The organism is Bradyrhizobium sp. SZCCHNR1002, assembly GCF_032381435.1.
Lineage (GTDB): Bacteria > Pseudomonadota > Alphaproteobacteria > Rhizobiales > Xanthobacteraceae > Bradyrhizobium > Bradyrhizobium aeschynomenes.
On the sequence record NZ_JAUHIS010000003.1, the window covers coordinates 508,087 to 523,996 of the forward strand.

Genomic DNA, 15,910 nt, shown 5'->3' on the forward strand with positions numbered 1-15,910 from the left:
AGGACGCCATCTGTAGCAGAGCTCGGGCTGATCAGGCCGCGAGGTCGAGGCGGCATGGGCGTGAGCTGCGGGCTGTTTGACAGAGTTGATCGGATATCGGAGAGCGCGGCTCAAGCGAGACTTGGGGGCTCAAACGCCCGGCTTCGCCAAGAGGCTTCGCCGGGCACGCTTCGCCCTGCGGGCTACGGCCTGGCTGCGCCACGCGTAGCCCGCAGGGCGAAGCGTGGTGCCGCAAGAGGGACTCGAACCCCCGACCCCGTCATTACGAATGACGTGCTCTACCAGCTGAGCTATTGCGGCGAACCATAGCGGCGGTCGTCCGGCACGAGGCAGGACGGCGCGAACGCGCTCCTGATATCGGGCGAACGGGCGGTTGGCAAGGACCACGCGCGCCACCCGGGCCTGGAATCGAGCCGGTGTGACCGGAAACGGCGGTCGGGCGTGCTCCCCGCCGGTGTCAGCTGCCGAACCGCGACCAGAACCCACGCCAGCCGCCGGCCTGGGCCTTGGGCGCGATCTGCTCGGCGAACTCGTCGCGCGGCTGGTCCTCGTCGTCGACGCCGGGATCGTCCGGCGGGCGCATGATCGGGACGATCGCCTGGATCGGCGTCTCCGGCGGCTTGGCCAGATCGCTGCGGTTGCGGAACAAGGGCGTCGGCGCGACGGCCGCGGTTTCCACCGGCTTGACCGGCTCGGCCGGCGTCTCGGCCTCCTCGGCGGGCTCTGCCTCAGCCTCGCTTTCGCTGGGCGCGGCGGCCTGCAGCGGCGGCGCCGGCTCGGCGCTCACGGGGGCGGGGACCTGGGGGGCCTGGGCGGTCACCGCCTCCACAGGGCTGTCCTCAGCCTTTTCAACAGGGATATCCACCGGCTTGTCGACAGGCTTGTCCGCTGTCTCCTCGACCGCGTCCTCGGTGCTGGGCTCCGGTTCTGCGGCTTCGGCGGGGCGCGGCGGCTCGTTGTCCTGCAGCGTGGTCGGGACGATCACCACCGGCGCGGCGGCGGCGCCGCGCGGCGGCTCGACCAGGCCTTCCGGAATCGCGGGCCGGCTCGGCGGCGCCAGCACGGCCTCGGCGAATTCCGAGCTCTCGATGACGCTGTTGCGCTCCGACGGCAGGCTCGCCACCGGGGTCTGCCACTGGAACGCGTCGAGGCGGCCGGTGACCGGCGAGATCGGCCGCCACTGGTCGCTGACATAGCCGTCGGCGGTCCAGGCCGGGTCGTGGCGGGCGCGCACGGCGCGCAGGGTCCATTCGCGCGCCTTGCCGGCGTCGCCATGCTCGGTGCGCTCCAGCTCGGCCATCAGCATCGCGACGCGCTGGGTCGGATCGTCGGTGAACGGCGCCAGCGCGGTACGGGCGCGGCCGAACTCGGCGGCGTCGATCGCGGCGCGGGCCACCGCCAGCGCGCCCTCGACATGGTCGCGCGTGCGCGCGGCGAGGTTCTCGATCCGCGTCAGCCGCTGCACGGCCGAATCGCCGAGCCGGACATGGGCATAGGCGTCGGCGAGATCCGGATGCGGGCAGGCGGCCCAGGCCGCCTCGATGATCTTCATCGCGCGCCGCACCTGGTGCGCCTCGCTCTCGAACTTCGCGGCCAGCACCGCGGCCGGCACCAGGGTCGGCGCGAGCTTCACCGCCTCCATCGCGCTGGCGCGTGCGAGGTCGCGATTTTCGGTCTCGAGCGCCATGGCGCGCGCCGTCAGCAGCACGCCGCGCTGGCGGCGGTAGGTCGGCTTATCGATCATGCCGGCGGTGTAGTTGCCGTCGAGGATCGCCAGCGCGCCGTTCCAGTCGGCCTGGGCGCAGCGGAAGCCGAGCACGGCGTGCGAGGCCCAGCTGGCATTCGGCGCCAGCTTCAGCGCCTCGTCGGCGATCACCACCGCAGCCATCGCGTCGTCGGCGCGCTGCGCCTCGATGAACAGGCCGCGCAGGCCGAGCAGGCGGGTGTCGGGGCGCTCGGCCATGGCGCGGAACGCGCGCCTTGCGCCGTCGCGGTCGCCCTCGAGCTGCGCCGCCTGGGCGTGCAGCAGAAGCGTCAGCGGATCGTCGCCGGCGAGCCGCTTGGCGGTGTCGGCGTGCTGGCGCGCCGCGGTCGAATCGCCGTGGCCGATGGCCAGCAGTCCGTGGGTGATGGCGTGCCGGCCGCGCTGGTGGCGGCGGGCGCGGTGGGCCTTGCGGATCCGGCTCGGCGCCCGCAGCAGTGCGCTGATCAGGTTCCACAGCAGCACGCAGGCGGCGATGGTGAGGCCGAGCGCCAGCACGAACACCGGCAGGGTCATCGCGATCCGCCAGGGACCCCAGTTCAAGACGACGTCGCCGGTCTGCTCGGCGACCCAGGCGGAGCCGGCAGCGGCGAGCCCGACCAGGAGAAGGAAAACAACGATCCGGAGCATGGGCGTCCTATTGCGCAGGTTTGGCGAGCGCGGTCATGGATTCGTCGGCGAATTTGCGGGCGGCTGAAAGGGCCGCGTCGCGGGCATCGGCGCGTGCGAGCCAGTCGTTGGCGGGGGCGCGCTGCTCCGCCGGAAGGCCCTTCAGCTCGCGCCGCGCCTCGGCGAAATCATTGCGCAGCGCGGCCGCGGTGATCCGCGCCACCACGGCGCCACGGTCGGTGCCGGCGCCGTCGGTGCGCTCGACCTTGACCAGGCCCTGCGCGCCGGCCGACAGCTTGCTGAGGATCGAGGTCCCGGTGGTGCCCTCGGGCGCGGGCGGCGTCAGCTTCGGCACGATGGTCAGGAGGTCGCGGCTGAGCGCGGCCGGGCTCGGCACGCCGCTCGCGGCAAACACCTCCAGCGGCTTCAGCGCCGCGGCGTCGGGCGCCAGCGATTTCGCCGTCGACAGCGCCGCCGCATAGGGATCGCCGTGGCGCACGGCGACGTCGAGCAGCGTGGCGGCGACGACGCGGCGCAGCGGCGCATCGTCGGCCGGCTTGGCGGCCTCGGCCTCGGCCGCCGCCTCGGTGAGCTTGCGGCTCTCCTGCGCCAGCGCCGCGCTCTGGCTCTTGCTGGCGCGCTCCAGCGCGTCGATGCGGGCGGTCAGACCGGACAGGTCGACCGGGGCGGGCGCGGGCGCCGCGCCGTCGCGCGGCTGGGCCCGGACATCGTTGAGCGCCGCCACCGTCTTGTCGGTCTGGCTGCGCAACGCGGCGACATCGCCGCGCACCGCGGCGATCGCCTTGTCGACCGCGTCGAGGCGGCCGGTGACGGCGGCATCGGGCTTGCCGATGCGCTGCTCCAGGGTCGCGACGCGACTGGTCAAATCGGTGACCGCAGCGTCCTGGCGAGACGCCTCCGATGGCGGCGCGACCTGCGGCCAGCCCAGCATCCAGCCGACGCCGATCACCAGCGCCGCGGCGGCCGCGCCGGAGAACGGCGCGATGATCCAGGGTGACACCGGGCGGGGCGGGGGCGGAGCCGTGCGTGGCGGCTCGGTCGCGGCCGCCGTCGCCTCCGGCGTCGCGTCGGCGGCCGACACCGGCTCCGAGTTCGGCTCAGAGTCCGGCGCCGCATGCGGGTGCGTCTCGCTGCCGGCATCCGACGAGCCCTCCGCGACCGCCTCGGCCGGAGCGGACCATGGCGATGCGGTCGGCCGCTCCGCTGCGCTCTCGGCCGCGGCGGGACGCTCCTCGCGCGAGGTCGGCTCGAGGTCGATGGTCGGCGGCGGCCGTTTCGGCCGCCCGGTATCGGAGCCCGGTGCAGCGGTGTCGGTATCATCGACCATGGTGGAGGTTCCCTGGCTGAGGCAAGATTGGGCAGGCCGTCTTACGCCATTCACGATCGCAACGCACGAGCCAGCCCGTCCAGCATGTCGTTTTCATCCGGATGCGCCGCGATTGTGACCTGGGTCGCGCCGGCGTCGCGCAGCACGTCGGCGACATTGGCCGACATGCAGCAATGCGGCACCGCCAGCGCCGAGATTTCGACGCCATCGGCCCGGACCGCCGCGACGAACGCCGCGGCGCTGCGCCGCGAATAGTGCAGCACCGCCTCGATCGCATTCGCCGCGAACGCCTCGCAGACGCCGCGCGGCAGCGCCGTCACCGGCGCCATCCGATAGACCGTCTGCGTGGTGACGTCGAAGCCGCGCCCGGCGAGTTCGGCGGCAAGGTCGCGCGAAACGTCGGCACCGGCCAGATAGAGGAGCGTCGCCTTGGCCTCGATCACGGCGCTGCTCGCGATGGTGTCGCGCAGCGCCGTCGCATCGCCCGAGGCCGAGATCACCCGGGTGAAGCCGGCATCGCGCGCGGCCGCTGCGGTCTGGTCGCCGACCGCGAACAGCGGCAGGTCGAGCAAGGCGGAACCGGATAGCTGCGGCGCGGCCGCGCGCAGCGCATTCGACGAGGTGACGACGACGGCGGCGACGTCGTGGCCGACGTCCCCCGGCAGCGCCACCGGCTCGAAGCGCAGCATCGGCGCCAGCAGCACGTCGAAGCCGCGCGCGCGAAGCGCGGCAGCGGTTCGTTCATTGTCGGGGGCGGGACGGGTCACCAGCACGGCCATGTGCTATGCTCCCGTCGAATCCGGATCGGCCGGGCTGCAACGGACTGGTGATTGCACCTGGCGACCTCGTGGTGTTAGGCGGTTCTGCGCACTCATAATGACCAAAAGGGTTGAGATTGGGTAACGATACGACAACGCTCGTGCTCGGCATCGAAACCACCTGCGACGAGACCGCCGCGGCCGTGGTCGCGCGTGATTCGGACGGCAAGGGGACAATCCTCTCCAACGTCGTGCGTTCGCAGACCGATGAACACGCTCTCTATGGCGGCGTGGTTCCCGAGATCGCGGCGCGCGCCCATGTCGACATGCTCGATCACCTCATCGACGCGGCGATGCGCGAGGCCGGCATCGACTATGCCGCGCTCGGCGGCGTCGCCGCAGCCGCCGGTCCCGGCCTGATCGGCGGCGTCATCGTCGGGCTCACCACCGCAAAAGCCATTGCGCTGGTGCACGACACGCCGCTGATCGCGGTCAACCATCTCGAGGCGCACGCGCTGACGCCGCGTCTCACCGATGCAATCGACTTCCCCTATTGCCTGTTCCTGGCGTCGGGCGGCCACACCCAGATCGTTGCCGTCGCCGGCGTCGGCGATTACATCCGGCTCGGCACCACCGTCGACGACGCCATGGGCGAGGCGTTCGACAAGGTCGCCAAGATGCTGGGTCTGCCCTATCCCGGCGGACCCCAGGTCGAGCAGGCCGCGCGCAACGGCGACGCCGCGCGCTTCGCCTTTCCGCGCCCGATGCAAGGCCGCAGCGATGCCAATTTCTCGCTCTCCGGCCTGAAGACCGCCGTGCGCAACGAGATCGGCCGGATGGAGTCCGTCGGCGAGCAGGACACCGCCGATCTCTGCGCCAGCTTCCAGGCCGCGGTGCTGGACTCGACCGCCGACCGTCTGCGCGTCGGCCTCGATCTGTTCAAGCAGCGCTTCGGCGCCCCGACCGCCCTGGTCGCCGCCGGCGGCGTCGCCGCCAACCAGGCGATTCGTGGCGCGCTCGACGACGTCGCGCAAGCTGCCGGCACCCGCCTGATCATGCCGCCGCCGGCCCTGTGCACCGACAACGGCGCGATGATCGCCTGGGCCGGACTGGAGCGCCTCGCGCTCGGCCTCGTCGACGGCATGGATGCCGCGCCCCGCGCGCGCTGGCTGCTGGATGCCAATGCCAGCGTGCCCGGCAAGTTCGCCAACACCCGCGCGGGGTTTTGAGACGTGCGCACATCGCCTCTCCACGCCTCGCCCGCAAGCGGGGCACGCGTCAAGCTCGCCCCGCCTGCGGGGAGAGGTCGGATCGCATCGGGAGATGCGATCCGGGTGGGGGGATGAGCGTGGGGCGATGACTCGCTTCCAAACCCTCTCCATCATCGGTGCTGGCGCGTGGGGCACCGCGCTTGCCGCCGTTGCCGCGCGCGCGGGCCGTGACGTCACGCTCTACGCCCGCGATGCCGACCACGCCGCGCGTATCGCCGCTGCGCGTGAGAATCCGCGCCTGCCCGGCATTCCGCTGGCCGCGGGCATCGCCATCACCGCCGACCTCGCGCGCGCCGCGCGCGCCGATGCCGTCCTCATCGTCGTCCCTGCGCAGCACCTGCGCGGCGCCGTCATGCATCTCGCGCCACTGCTCCGTCCGCGCACGCCGCTGATCGCCTGCGCCAAGGGCATCGAGCACGGCACCCACAAGTTCATGACCGAAATCATCGCGGAGGCCGCGCCGGGCGCGATCCCCGCCATCCTCTCAGGCCCGAGCTTCGCCGACGACGTCGCGCGGGGCCTGCCGACCGCGGTGACGCTCGCCGCGTCCGACGAGGTGCAGGCGGCCGATCTCGTGCAGGCGCTGGGCTCGCCGACCTTCCGGCCCTATCACTCGACCGACGTGCGCGGCGTCGAGATCGGCGGCGCGGCCAAGAATGTGCTGGCGATCGCCGCCGGCATCGTCTCGGGGCGCAATCTCGGCGCCTCCGCGCTGGCGGCGCTGACGACGCGCGGCTTTGCCGAGCTGGTCCGGCTCGGCCGCGCCTATGGCGCGCGCAGCGAGACGCTGACCGGCCTGTCCGGCCTCGGCGATCTCATCCTCACCTGCGCCGGCCCGCAATCGCGCAATTTCGCCGCCGGTCTCGCGCTCGGCCGCGGCGAGGCGCTGCCCGCCGGCAAGCTGGCGGAAGGTCAGTACACTGCACCGGTGCTGGTCGAGCTCGCGGCCTCGCGCGGGGTGGAGATGCCGGTCGCGCAGGCCGTCGCCGCGATCCTGTCGGGCGCGGTCACGATCGACGCTGCGATCGAAGGACTGATGATGCGGCCGTTCAAGGCCGAGCAGTGAGCCGGATCGCTGGGCAAAAGCGCGATGCCCTTGCTCTAAACTGTTGACCCGGCGATGGCCGTCTTCTTTGATCCGCCCGCCGATCCATGCTGCAATCCGCGTGAGACCGGCGCTGCCGTGATCTGAGGACGATGCGCATATGAGCTACTGGCTGGTGAAATCCGAACCCTCGGTGTGGTCCTGGGACCAGCAGGTGGAGAAGGGCGCGAAGGGCGAGGCCTGGACCGGCGTGCGCAACTACACGGCGCGGCAGAATCTGGTGGCGATGAAGAAGGGCGAGCTCGCCTTCTACTACCATTCCAACGAGGGCAAGGAGATCGTCGGCATCGCCGAGATCATCAAGGAAGCCTATCCCGATCCGACCGACAAGACCGGCAAATTCGTCTGCGTCGACATCAAGGCGCACAAGGCCTTCAAGACTCCGGTCACGCTGGCCGCGATCAAGGCAGATCCGAAGCTGTCGGAGATGGCGCTCGTCAAACAGTCGCGTTTGTCAGTGCAGCCGGTGACGTCGGAGGAGTGGAAGCACATCTGCAAGCTGGGCGGAGTGTAGGGGACGACTGCGCTGTCCTAGCGTCAGCGACTCCCAATGCGAGCGTGGCGCGCGACACCGATTGTTGCGCGCCAGTGCGGCTCCCAGCGACCTCCAAAAAAGAAAGGGGCCCCAGCTTGCGCTGGAGCCCCTCAACGGTCAGGGCATTGCCGGGTATTTGCCCGAACCGAAGTTGCGGACTTGGCCCGGTGGGGCCAAGTCCCGGGAGAACTCAGTAGTTGTAGGCGCGCTCGCCGTGGTCGGTGATGTCCAGGCCCTCGCGCTCCTGCTCGACGGTCGGGCGCAGGCCGATGATCACGTCGACGACCTTGTAGAGGATCGCCGAACCGATACCCGACCACAGCAGCGTGGCGACGACAGCCTTGATCTGCGCCAGCATCTGCGTGGCGAAGTCGTAGGTGCCGGCGTTGTTGCCGGTGATGTTGGTGTAGTCGGTGATGCCGACGCCACCCAGAGCCGGGTTGACCAGGATGCCGGTGGCCAGAGCGCCGATGATGCCGCCGATGCAGTGCACGCCGAACACGTCGAGTGCGTCGTCATAGCCGAGCGCGTTCTTCACGGTCGAGACGAAGAACAGGCAGACCGGAGAGACGATCAGGCCGAGCACCAGCGCACCGATCGGACCGGCATAACCGGAGGCCGGGGTGACGGCGACGAGACCGGCGACGGCGCCCGAGCAGATGCCGAGCAGCGACGGCTTGCCCTTGACCGCCCATTCGCACAGAAGCCAGGACAGCGCCGCACCGGCGGTCGCAACCATGGTGTTGACGAAGGCCAGCGCGGTGACGCCGTTCGATTCCAGGTTGGAGCCGGCATTGAAGCCGAACCAGCCGACCCACAGCAGGGCGGCGCCGATCATGGTCATGGTCAGCGAGTGCGGAGCCATCAGCTCCTTGCCGTAGCCGGTGCGCTTGCCGATCAGGACGGCGCCGACGAGGCCCGCGATGCCAGCGTTGATGTGCACCACGGTGCCGCCAGCGAAGTCGAGAGCGCCCGCCTGGAACAGCCAGCCGGCGTTGCTGCTAACTTCGTCGAGCTTGGCCTGGGCGGCAGTCTTGGCAGCCGCGTCGGTGGCGGCAGCGAGAGCCTTGGCCGCGGCAGCAACGTCATCCGGCGCAGGCACGTACCAGACCCAATGCGCGATCGGGAAGTAGATGAAGGTCACCCACAGCAGCACGAACAGCATCACTGCCGAGAACTTGATGCGCTCGGCGAAGGCGCCGACGATCAGGGCCGGGGTGATCATCGCGAACGTCATCTGGAACACGAAGTAGGCGAGCTCCGGAATCACCACGCCGTTCGAGAAGGTCGCGGCGGTGGAGTTGGCATCGACCCCGTGCAGGAAGGCCTTGGCGAAGCCGCCGACATATTTGGTCATGCTGCCGCCATCGGTGAAGGCGAGCGAGTAGCCGTAGAGGGTCCAGACCACGCCGACCATGGCAACGATCGCGAACACCTGGGTCAGGACGGAGGCCATGTTCTTGGTGCGGACGAGGCCGCCGTAGAACAGCGCGAGGCCGGGGACGGACATCATCAGGACGAGGGCGCTGGAGATCAGCATCCAGGCGACGTCGCCCTTGTTGGGAACGGGGGCGGCTGCGGCAGCGGCGGCCGGCGCGTCTTCAGCGAACGCCACATCGGCGAGGCCTGCGACGCAGAGCCCTGCGACTGCGAGCGTAACCCATCCCGCGCTGGTTGGACGTTTGAACGTCATTTTCTTCTACTCCGTAAGTGTTCTGGTTTGAGCGCGAAATCAGAGAGCCGCAGCGTCCGCTTCGCCGGTGCGGATGCGCACGGCGTGGTCGAGGCTGATGACGAAGATCTTGCCGTCGCCGATCTGGCCGGTCTTGGCGGCCGTGCTGATGGCGTCGATGGTCTTGTCGACCTGGTCCGAGGGGATCGCGACCTCGATCTTGATCTTGGGCAGGAAGCTCACCGCATATTCGGCCCCGCGGTAGATTTCCGTATGGCCCTTCTGGCGGCCGTATCCCTTCACTTCGGTGACCGTGAGACCATGAACGCCGATGGCGGTCAGGGCGTCCCGGACTTCTTCGAGCTTGAATGGCTTAATGATCGCCATAACAATTTTCATGGGTCCTATCCCCGCTTGGGCCCGGCACGGACGTCACCGAGCGCTTCTTGTCGACTGAGGTTCACCACGCGAGCTTCACGACGCGGGCACAGCCGGGGGGCTAGAATCAAATGCCGTGCCAGACGGCTGGTCAGGGCTAACGAGCCGTGAATCCTGACCTTTTCAGCGTTGAGGGGGGCGGGATGGACCTGTGCCATTCCGTCGCGCCCAATGAATGGGCAGACATGCGCAATAAATGCGCATGTCAGGCTCAGGACACAAAGCTGCTCACTGAGCGGGCAGAATCCACAGACTCAGGACTGATCAATTGGCGCCGAATCCTGCAATTATTGCAGCGCCTCGCCATGCTGGGAGATGTCGAGCCCCTCCAGCTCGTGCTCGCGCGACACCCGCAACGGCACGAAGGCGCTGACCAGCTTCAGCAGTCCCCAGGTCACCCCGCCGGACCACACCAGGGTCACGGCGACGCCATAGAGCTGGGCCACGAGCTGCTTCGGGTTGCCCTCGATCAGCCCGGCGGTGCCGCCGATCGCCGCGGTGGCGAACACGCCGGCCAGCACGGTCCCGGTCAGGCCGCCGATGCCGTGGACGCCGAACACGTCGAGCGAATCGTCATAGTTGAAGCGGTGTTTCAGCGAGGTGCAGGCCCAGTAGCAGATAATGCCGGCCAGCGCGCCGATTACCAGGCCATGCCAGGGCGCGACGAAGCCGGAGGCGGGGGTGATGGTGCCGAGGCCGGCGACCGCGCCGGAGATCATGCCGAGCACCGACGGCTTGCGGCGGGTCGACCATTCCAGCGCGCCCCAGGTCACCGCACCGGCGCAGGCCGCCAGGTGCGTGGTGAGGATGGCCATCACGGCATGCGCGTTGGCACCCAGTGCCGAGCCGCCATTGAAGCCGAACCAGCCGACCCAGAGCAGGCCGGTGCCGACCACGGCGAGCGACAGGTCGAATGGCGACAGGTTCTCGCTGCCGTAGCCCTGCCGCCGTCCCATCACCAGCGCGGCGACCAGGCCGGCAGTGCCGGCGGAGAGATGCACCACGAGGCCGCCGGCGAAGTCGACGGTGCCGGCCTGGGCGAGGAAGCCGCCGCCCCAGATCCAATGCGCCAGCGGGACGTAGACGAAAACGAACCAGGCGACGCTGAACAGCAGGTAGGCCGAGAAGCGCATGCGGTCGGCCACCGAGCCCGCCACCAGCGCCACCGTGATGATCGCGAATGTCATCTGGTAGAGCATGAACAGCGCTTCCGGGATGGTCCTGGCGCCGGGATGAACGCTGTCCATGCCCATGCCGGCCAGGAAGGCGCGGTCGAGCGTGCCGATCCAGTTGCCGTCGCCGACGAAGGCCAGCGAATAGCCGAACGCGACCCACAGGATCGAGATCAGCATCACGGCCGCGAGGCTCTGCGCCATCGTCGCGAGCACGTTCTTCTTGCGCACCATGCCCGAGTAGAACAACGCCAGCCCCGGGATCGTCATCATCAGCACCAGCGCGGTGGCGACGATCATCCAGGCGGTATCGGCCGGCTCGATCGTGGACGGCGCTGCCGCCCGGACGGGTGTGGTGAAGATCGCAACGCCTGCTGCAGCCAAAGCTGCAGTCGCGCGCAGGCAACGAGACGCGCAGGCCCCCATGACAGTCCCCCCGGCATGTCAGATCAGATTGAAAGTTCTCGTTCCGCCGCGCCGTTGCGGCGGGCGTGCAGCCGTTGCGGCTGCCTACAGCGCGTCGGTGTCGGTCTCGCCGGTGCGGATGCGGCGGGCGTGGTCGATCGGCGTGACGAAGATCTTGCCGTCGCCGATCTGTCCGGTGCGCGCATGCGTGGTGATGACTTCGACCGCCTTCTCGGCGATATCCGAGTTGACCGCGATCTCGATGCGCAGCTTGGGCAGGAAGTTCACGATGTATTCGGCGCCGCGATAGATCTCGGTGTGGCCCTTCTGGCGGCCGTAACCCTTGACCTCGGTCACGGTCATGCCGTGGACGCCGATCGCTGTGAGGGCCTGACGCACCTCGTCGAGCTTGAAGGGTTTGATGATCGCGACGACGAGCTTCATGGTCGGGCCTTGGTTTCCTCGGGTCTTGGATAGCCTGTTTTTGGAGCAGGCTTCTTTTGGAGCAGGCTTCGGACGGCCATTGTGGCCTGTTCCTAGGCAAATGGCACAAATTCAGCGCAGCGTTAAGTGAAAACGTCAGGAGTGACCGATATCACTGAACGAAAGTCGACATCGCCCGACAGATTGAAGACGTTTTCCTGCCGCCTCCATTCAAGGACCACCCATGTCGAATCGTTCCTGGTATTACGCAGAGCAAGGTCAGCAACAGGGCCCCATTTCGGAAGACGAGTTGCGCGACCTGATTGCCCGGAGCGTCGTGACTGCGGAAACGTTGCTGTGGAGCGACGGCATGGCCGGCTGGGAGAAGGCCGGACGCATTCCCGGGCTGATGTCGGGTGGGCCGAGCATCGCGCCCGGTGGTCCGCCGGCCTTCGACCGCGGCGCCCCCGCCCCGGCGGGCGCGGTCTCGATCAAGCTCGGCACGTGGTCCTATCTGGGCTGGACGCTGCTTTATGTCATCGGCCAGTTCCTGATCGTGATCACGCCCTGGACCGCGGTCTATCTCTACCGCTACGTGGTGGAGCGGATCAGCGTGCCCGGCCGGCCGAACCTGTCCTTCATCGGGCAGCCGCTGGAAATCTGGTACGTCTTCGTCGGCATGGGCGTGCTGACCTATGTCGGCATGAGCGATCAGCCGATCATCAAGCTCGCCGCCGTCATTGCCCAGGCGTTCCTCGGCTGGATGATGATGCGCTGGGTGCTGAGCCGGATCGCATCCAATGGCGAGCCGCTGCCGATCCATTTCGAAGGCAGCCCCGTCGTCTATTTCGCCTGGTATCTGGCGCTGATCGTGTCGGTCGTCACCATCGTCGGCTGGGCCTGGGTGGCGGCTGCCTGGATGCGCTGGATCTGCCGCAACATCCAGGGCACGCGGCGCGAGGTGGTGTTCAACGGCACCGGCCTGCAGGTGCTGTGGCGCACCCTGGTGTTCGTGCTCGGCTCGTCGGTGATTATCCCGATCCCGTGGCTGCTGCGCTGGTACAGCGCCTGGTACATTTCCCAGTTCGCGCTGGTGCCGCGGACCACGCAGCCGATGTAGGTCGGCTACGCCCGCCGCTCGCGAATCGATCCCTCCTGCGCGACGGAGGCGACCAGCGTGCCGTCGGGCTTGAAGATCGAGCCGCGGGTCAGCCCGCGGCCGCCCTGCGCGCTCGGCGAATCCTGCGCATAAAGCAGCCATTCGTCGGCGCGGAACGGCCGGTGAAACCACATCGCGTGATCCAGCGAGGCCGGCATCATGCGCTTGTCGAACAGAGTGCGGCCATAGCGTGCCATGACCGCGTCGAGCAGCGAAAAGTCCGAGGCATAGGCCAGCGCGCACATGTGCAGCGCCGGATCGTCGGGCAGCGTGGCCGCCGTCTTGATCCAGACGTGAATGCGACCGTCGTCGATCTTCTGGCCGAAATAGCGGCTGAGCTCGACCGGGCGCAATTCGATGGGCCGGTCGGATTCGTAATAGCGCCGGATGAAGTCCGGCATCCGCTGGAAGACCTCCTGGAACATCGGCTGCTTGGAGATCTCCTCCGCCGTCAGCTTCTCCGGCGGCGGCACGTCCGGCATCTTGTCCTGATGGTTGAACGCGCTCTCTTCGTCGCTGTGGAATGACACCATGATCGAGAAGATCGCGTTGCCGTGCTGGATCGCGGTGACGCGCCGCGTTGCATAGCTCTTGCCGTCCCGCAGCCGTTCGACCTGGTAGATGATCGGTACCTGCGGGTCGCCGGGCAGGATGAAGTAGCAATGCAGCGAATGCGGCAGCCGGCCCTCGACGGTGCGGCACGCCGCCATCATCGCCTGGCCGATCACCTGGCCGCCGAACACGCGCTGCCAGCTGGTCTTCGGGCTGTTGCCGCGGAACAGGTTCACCTCGATCGGCTCGAGGTCGAGGATCGAGATCAGGTCGATCAGTCCCTTGGACATGGCGTCGTGCTTTCGCTGGCTCGGGCGGCCGCACCTGCCCCATCGAGGCTGGATCAGGCATCCGGAATTGACGGCCTCGGGTGGCAGCCCTTGGTTCACGCCCCTGTTTCGCCTAGCTATACTCCACCCGCAAGAGTAACCGTGAGCAGGGCGGCATGACGACACAGCGAAGCATTGTCATTTGTGGCGGGGCCTTTGCGGGCCTGGCGCTGGCCCTCGCGCTGCGACAGGGGCTCGGGCCCGAGGTGCCGGTCATCGTGGCCGATCCGGCGCTCGCCAACCGGCCGAGCCGCGATCCGCGCGCCAGCGCCATCGTCGCGGCCTGCCGGAAGCTGTTCGACGCGATCGGGGTGTGGGCCGACGTGGCGCCGGAAGCGCAGCCGATCCTCGACATGGTGATCACCGATTCCAGGCTGGAGGATGCGACCCGTCCGGCCTTTCTGACGTTCGCAGGCCAGGTCGAGGCCGGCGAGCCGTTCGCGCACATGGTCGAGAACCGGCTGCTGATCGATGCATTGGTGAAGCATGCCGAGGCCGCGGGCGTCGAGCTCAAGGCAATGCCGGTGACCCGCTTTGCGACCCGCTCCGACGGTGTTGCGGTGACGCTGGGGGACGGTAGCCAGCTCGAGGCCAGCCTGCTGGTGGCGGCCGACGGCGCGCGCTCCAAGCTGCGCGAGCGTGCCGGGATTCAGACTCATGGCTGGGATTACGACCAGTCCGGCATTGTCGTGACCGTCGGTCACGAGCGCGACCATGGCGGCCGCGCCGAGGAGCATTTCCTGCCGCCGGGGCCGTTCGCGATCCTGCCGCTGACCGGCAAACGCTCGTCGCTGGTGTGGACCGAGCGGCGCAGGGAGGCGCAGCGCCTGGTCGGGCTCAGCGCAGACGAATTCCACGCCGAGCTGGAGAAGCGCGCCGGCCTGCATCTCGGCGAGCTCAAGGTGCTCGACCAGCCCAAGGCGTTTCCGCTGTCCTATTTCGTCGCCCGCTCGTTCATCGCGCCGCGGCTGGCGCTGGTCGGCGACGCCGCGCATGTGATCCATCCGATCGCGGGCCAGGGGCTCAACATGGGGCTGAAGGATGTTGCGGCGCTGGCCGAGGTGGTGGTCGATGCGGCGCGGATGGGGATCGATCCCGGGCAGGTCGACGTGCTCGAAAGCTACCAGCGCTGGCGACGGTTCGACACGATGGCGATGGGCCTCGCCACCAACTCGCTGAACTTCCTGTTCTCCAACAAATCGACCTTGCTGCGCACGGTGCGCGACATCGGGCTCGGCATCGTCGATCGCGCGCCGCCGCTGAAGGAGTTGTTCATCAAGCAGGCCGCAGGTCTCACCGGAGAGATGCCGCGGTTGTTGAAGGGCGAGGCGTTGTAGGACCTGAAGCGCGATGCGATCAGGATGAATCGTCATCGCGATTTAGGTTGTTGTTTGCGCATGGTCTTTTCGGAAAACCGCTGCGCACTTTTCCGGATCATGCTTTAGCGCGGGCCGGCGGCGGTGATGAAGCCGGCGACGGCTTCGACCATGTCGGGATCGAGCGGGCGGTCCGGGTCGTTGTAGGAGGCGAGGTTCTCGTCCTCATTGGCGACGTCGACCAGCACGTGATTCATCTCCGGCAGCCATAGCGTCTTGGCGGCCGGGGCCGCGGCGGCGAGCGCGACCATGTCGAGGCGGGCGACCTGGTGGTCGCGGGCGCCGCCGACGATCAGGATCGGGATCGTGATCTGCTTCAGCGGATCGATCGGATCCTCCGCGAACGCAGAGCCGATGCCGGGCTGCATGGCTGGCGCGATCGGCAGCTCAGGCGGGGTGGGATCGACGATCTGCCCGGCCATGATGGCGTCGATGGCCTTGGCGACCGGCTCCATCTTGGCTGCCGGCAACTTCCGCTCGAGCTGCGCCTTGAGCAGATCGCCCTGCCGCCGCGCCGCCGCCGCCAGCAGGACGAGGCGGTCGACCGGGGTGCGGCGGGCGGTGAGGATGGCGACCAGGCCGCCCTCGCTGTGGCCGACCAGCACGATGCGGGCGAACTTGCCGCGCAGGAAGTCGACGAGGGCGGCGGCGTCGCCGACATAGTCCTTGAAGCGGAAGTCCTCCGGCCGGCCGAACTCCGCCTTCCAGCCGCGCGCGCCCCGTTTGTCATAGCGCAGGCTGGCAATGCCGCGGGCAGCCAGCTGCTCGGCGAGCTTCTTCAAGGTCGCGGGCTTCAACTGCGGCCCGTTGCCATCCCGGTCCGTCGACCCGGACCCGGCGATCAGCAGCGCCACCGGCGGCCGTTCGACCCCTGCCGGGGTCGTCAGCACCGCGTCGAGCGCGCCGACGCGGATCGCGCTCTCCTCCGCCCGGGCCAGCGAGGGAAGCAGGGCCAAGGCCAGCATAAGCGCGCAGCGGATCGCGGCGGAACGCATC

General features: G+C 68.7%; 14 protein-coding genes and 1 tRNA gene. 5 read left to right on the plus strand and 10 right to left on the minus strand.

Features of this window, described 5'->3' with window-relative positions; translation table 11 throughout:
• Positions 1-224: 224 nt before the first annotated feature.
• From QX108_RS18600 to QX108_RS18615, 4 genes are all read right to left on the minus strand, one after another.
• Positions 225-300, minus strand: a tRNA-Thr gene (locus QX108_RS18600).
• Positions 301-457: 157 nt separating this feature from the next.
• A complete protein-coding gene (locus QX108_RS18605; RefSeq protein WP_315781155.1) occupies positions 458-2,392 on the minus strand; it encodes a heme biosynthesis HemY N-terminal domain-containing protein in 1,935 nt (644 codons plus the stop codon).
• Between the two features lie 7 nt (positions 2,393-2,399).
• Positions 2,400-3,719, minus strand: coding sequence for a hypothetical protein (locus QX108_RS18610; RefSeq protein ID WP_315781157.1), 1,320 nt, complete (start codon positions 3,717-3,719; stop codon positions 2,400-2,402).
• Between the two features lie 50 nt (positions 3,720-3,769).
• Positions 3,770-4,498 (minus strand): uroporphyrinogen-III synthase, encoded by a 729-nt coding sequence (locus tag QX108_RS18615; RefSeq protein WP_315781159.1) that lies wholly within the window; start codon positions 4,496-4,498, stop codon positions 3,770-3,772.
• A 140-nt stretch (positions 4,499-4,638) separates the two neighbouring features.
• On the opposite strand from QX108_RS18615, the gene tsaD reads away from it, so the two are divergent.
• From tsaD to QX108_RS18630, 3 genes are all read left to right on the plus strand, one after another.
• The gene (gene tsaD, locus QX108_RS18620) at positions 4,639-5,706 is read left to right on the plus strand and encodes a tRNA (adenosine(37)-N6)-threonylcarbamoyltransferase complex transferase subunit TsaD (protein ID WP_315781368.1); all 1,068 of its coding nucleotides are present in this window, start codon (positions 4,639-4,641) and stop codon (positions 5,704-5,706) included.
• A gap of 127 nt (positions 5,707-5,833) precedes the next feature.
• A complete protein-coding gene (locus QX108_RS18625; protein WP_315781161.1) occupies positions 5,834-6,814 on the plus strand; it encodes an NAD(P)H-dependent glycerol-3-phosphate dehydrogenase in 981 nt (326 codons plus the stop codon).
• A 139-nt stretch (positions 6,815-6,953) separates the two neighbouring features.
• Positions 6,954-7,367 (plus strand): EVE domain-containing protein, encoded by a 414-nt coding sequence (locus QX108_RS18630; RefSeq protein WP_172112999.1) that lies wholly within the window; start codon positions 6,954-6,956, stop codon positions 7,365-7,367.
• A gap of 211 nt (positions 7,368-7,578) precedes the next feature.
• Here the strand turns inward: QX108_RS18630 and QX108_RS18635 are convergent, their stop codons facing one another.
• The 4 genes from QX108_RS18635 to QX108_RS18650 form a co-directional block, all read right to left on the minus strand.
• Complete coding sequence (locus QX108_RS18635; protein WP_315781163.1) at positions 7,579-9,081, minus strand: ammonium transporter; 1,503 nt, start codon at positions 9,079-9,081, stop codon at positions 7,579-7,581.
• A gap of 39 nt (positions 9,082-9,120) precedes the next feature.
• Positions 9,121-9,459: a P-II family nitrogen regulator gene (locus QX108_RS18640; RefSeq protein ID WP_284417133.1), complete on the minus strand. Its 339-nt coding sequence runs from the start codon at positions 9,457-9,459 to the stop codon at positions 9,121-9,123.
• Positions 9,460-9,785: 326 nt separating this feature from the next.
• Positions 9,786-11,096 (minus strand): ammonium transporter, encoded by a 1,311-nt coding sequence (locus QX108_RS18645; RefSeq protein ID WP_315781168.1) that lies wholly within the window; start codon positions 11,094-11,096, stop codon positions 9,786-9,788.
• An 84-nt stretch (positions 11,097-11,180) separates the two neighbouring features.
• A complete protein-coding gene (locus QX108_RS18650) occupies positions 11,181-11,519 on the minus strand; it encodes a P-II family nitrogen regulator (protein WP_172112996.1) in 339 nt (112 codons plus the stop codon).
• Between the two features lie 223 nt (positions 11,520-11,742).
• Between QX108_RS18650 and QX108_RS18655 the strand changes: the two genes are divergently transcribed.
• Positions 11,743-12,618 (plus strand): DUF4339 domain-containing protein, encoded by an 876-nt coding sequence (locus QX108_RS18655; protein ID WP_315781170.1) that lies wholly within the window; start codon positions 11,743-11,745, stop codon positions 12,616-12,618.
• 5 nt (positions 12,619-12,623) lie between these two features.
• On the opposite strand, the gene tesB is transcribed toward QX108_RS18655, so the two are convergent.
• The gene (tesB, locus tag QX108_RS18660) at positions 12,624-13,499 is read right to left on the minus strand and encodes an acyl-CoA thioesterase II (protein WP_172112994.1); all 876 of its coding nucleotides are present in this window, start codon (positions 13,497-13,499) and stop codon (positions 12,624-12,626) included.
• Between the two features lie 155 nt (positions 13,500-13,654).
• Between tesB and QX108_RS18665 the strand changes: the two genes are divergently transcribed.
• Positions 13,655-14,875 carry a ubiquinone biosynthesis hydroxylase gene (locus QX108_RS18665; protein ID WP_315781172.1) on the plus strand — a complete coding sequence of 407 codons (1,221 nt, stop codon included), beginning with the start codon at positions 13,655-13,657 and terminating at the stop codon, positions 14,873-14,875.
• Positions 14,876-14,979: 104 nt separating this feature from the next.
• Here QX108_RS18665 and QX108_RS18670 read toward each other — a convergent pair whose 3' ends face one another.
• Positions 14,980-15,909, minus strand: a complete 930-nt coding sequence (locus QX108_RS18670) for an alpha/beta hydrolase (protein ID WP_315781174.1) — start codon at positions 15,907-15,909, stop codon at positions 14,980-14,982.
• Position 15,910: the final 1 nt, after the last annotated feature.

What these genes read in the sequence shown, in the direction of transcription:
- QX108_RS18640 (WP_284417133.1), bottom strand. Translation starts at nt 9,459, where the DNA reads ATGAAAATTGTTATGGCGATCATTAAGCCATTCAAGCTCGAAGAAGTC.
- QX108_RS18665 (WP_315781172.1), top strand. Translation starts at nt 13,655, where the DNA reads ATGACGACACAGCGAAGCATTGTCATTTGTGGCGGGGCCTTTGCGGGC.
- QX108_RS18630 (WP_172112999.1), top strand. Translation starts at nt 6,954, where the DNA reads ATGAGCTACTGGCTGGTGAAATCCGAACCCTCGGTGTGGTCCTGGGAC.
- QX108_RS18650 (WP_172112996.1), bottom strand. Translation starts at nt 11,519, where the DNA reads ATGAAGCTCGTCGTCGCGATCATCAAACCCTTCAAGCTCGACGAGGTG.
- tesB (WP_172112994.1), bottom strand. Translation starts at nt 13,499, where the DNA reads ATGTCCAAGGGACTGATCGACCTGATCTCGATCCTCGACCTCGAGCCG.
- QX108_RS18645 (WP_315781168.1), bottom strand. Translation starts at nt 11,096, where the DNA reads ATGGGGGCCTGCGCGTCTCGTTGCCTGCGCGCGACTGCAGCTTTGGCT.
- QX108_RS18625 (WP_315781161.1), top strand. Translation starts at nt 5,834, where the DNA reads ATGACTCGCTTCCAAACCCTCTCCATCATCGGTGCTGGCGCGTGGGGC.
- QX108_RS18605 (WP_315781155.1), bottom strand. Translation starts at nt 2,392, where the DNA reads ATGCTCCGGATCGTTGTTTTCCTTCTCCTGGTCGGGCTCGCCGCTGCC.
- QX108_RS18610 (WP_315781157.1), bottom strand. Translation starts at nt 3,719, where the DNA reads ATGGTCGATGATACCGACACCGCTGCACCGGGCTCCGATACCGGGCGG.
- QX108_RS18670 (WP_315781174.1), bottom strand. Translation starts at nt 15,909, where the DNA reads ATGCGTTCCGCCGCGATCCGCTGCGCGCTTATGCTGGCCTTGGCCCTG.
- QX108_RS18615 (WP_315781159.1), bottom strand. Translation starts at nt 4,498, where the DNA reads ATGGCCGTGCTGGTGACCCGTCCCGCCCCCGACAATGAACGAACCGCT.
- QX108_RS18635 (WP_315781163.1), bottom strand. Translation starts at nt 9,081, where the DNA reads ATGACGTTCAAACGTCCAACCAGCGCGGGATGGGTTACGCTCGCAGTC.
- QX108_RS18655 (WP_315781170.1), top strand. Translation starts at nt 11,743, where the DNA reads ATGTCGAATCGTTCCTGGTATTACGCAGAGCAAGGTCAGCAACAGGGC.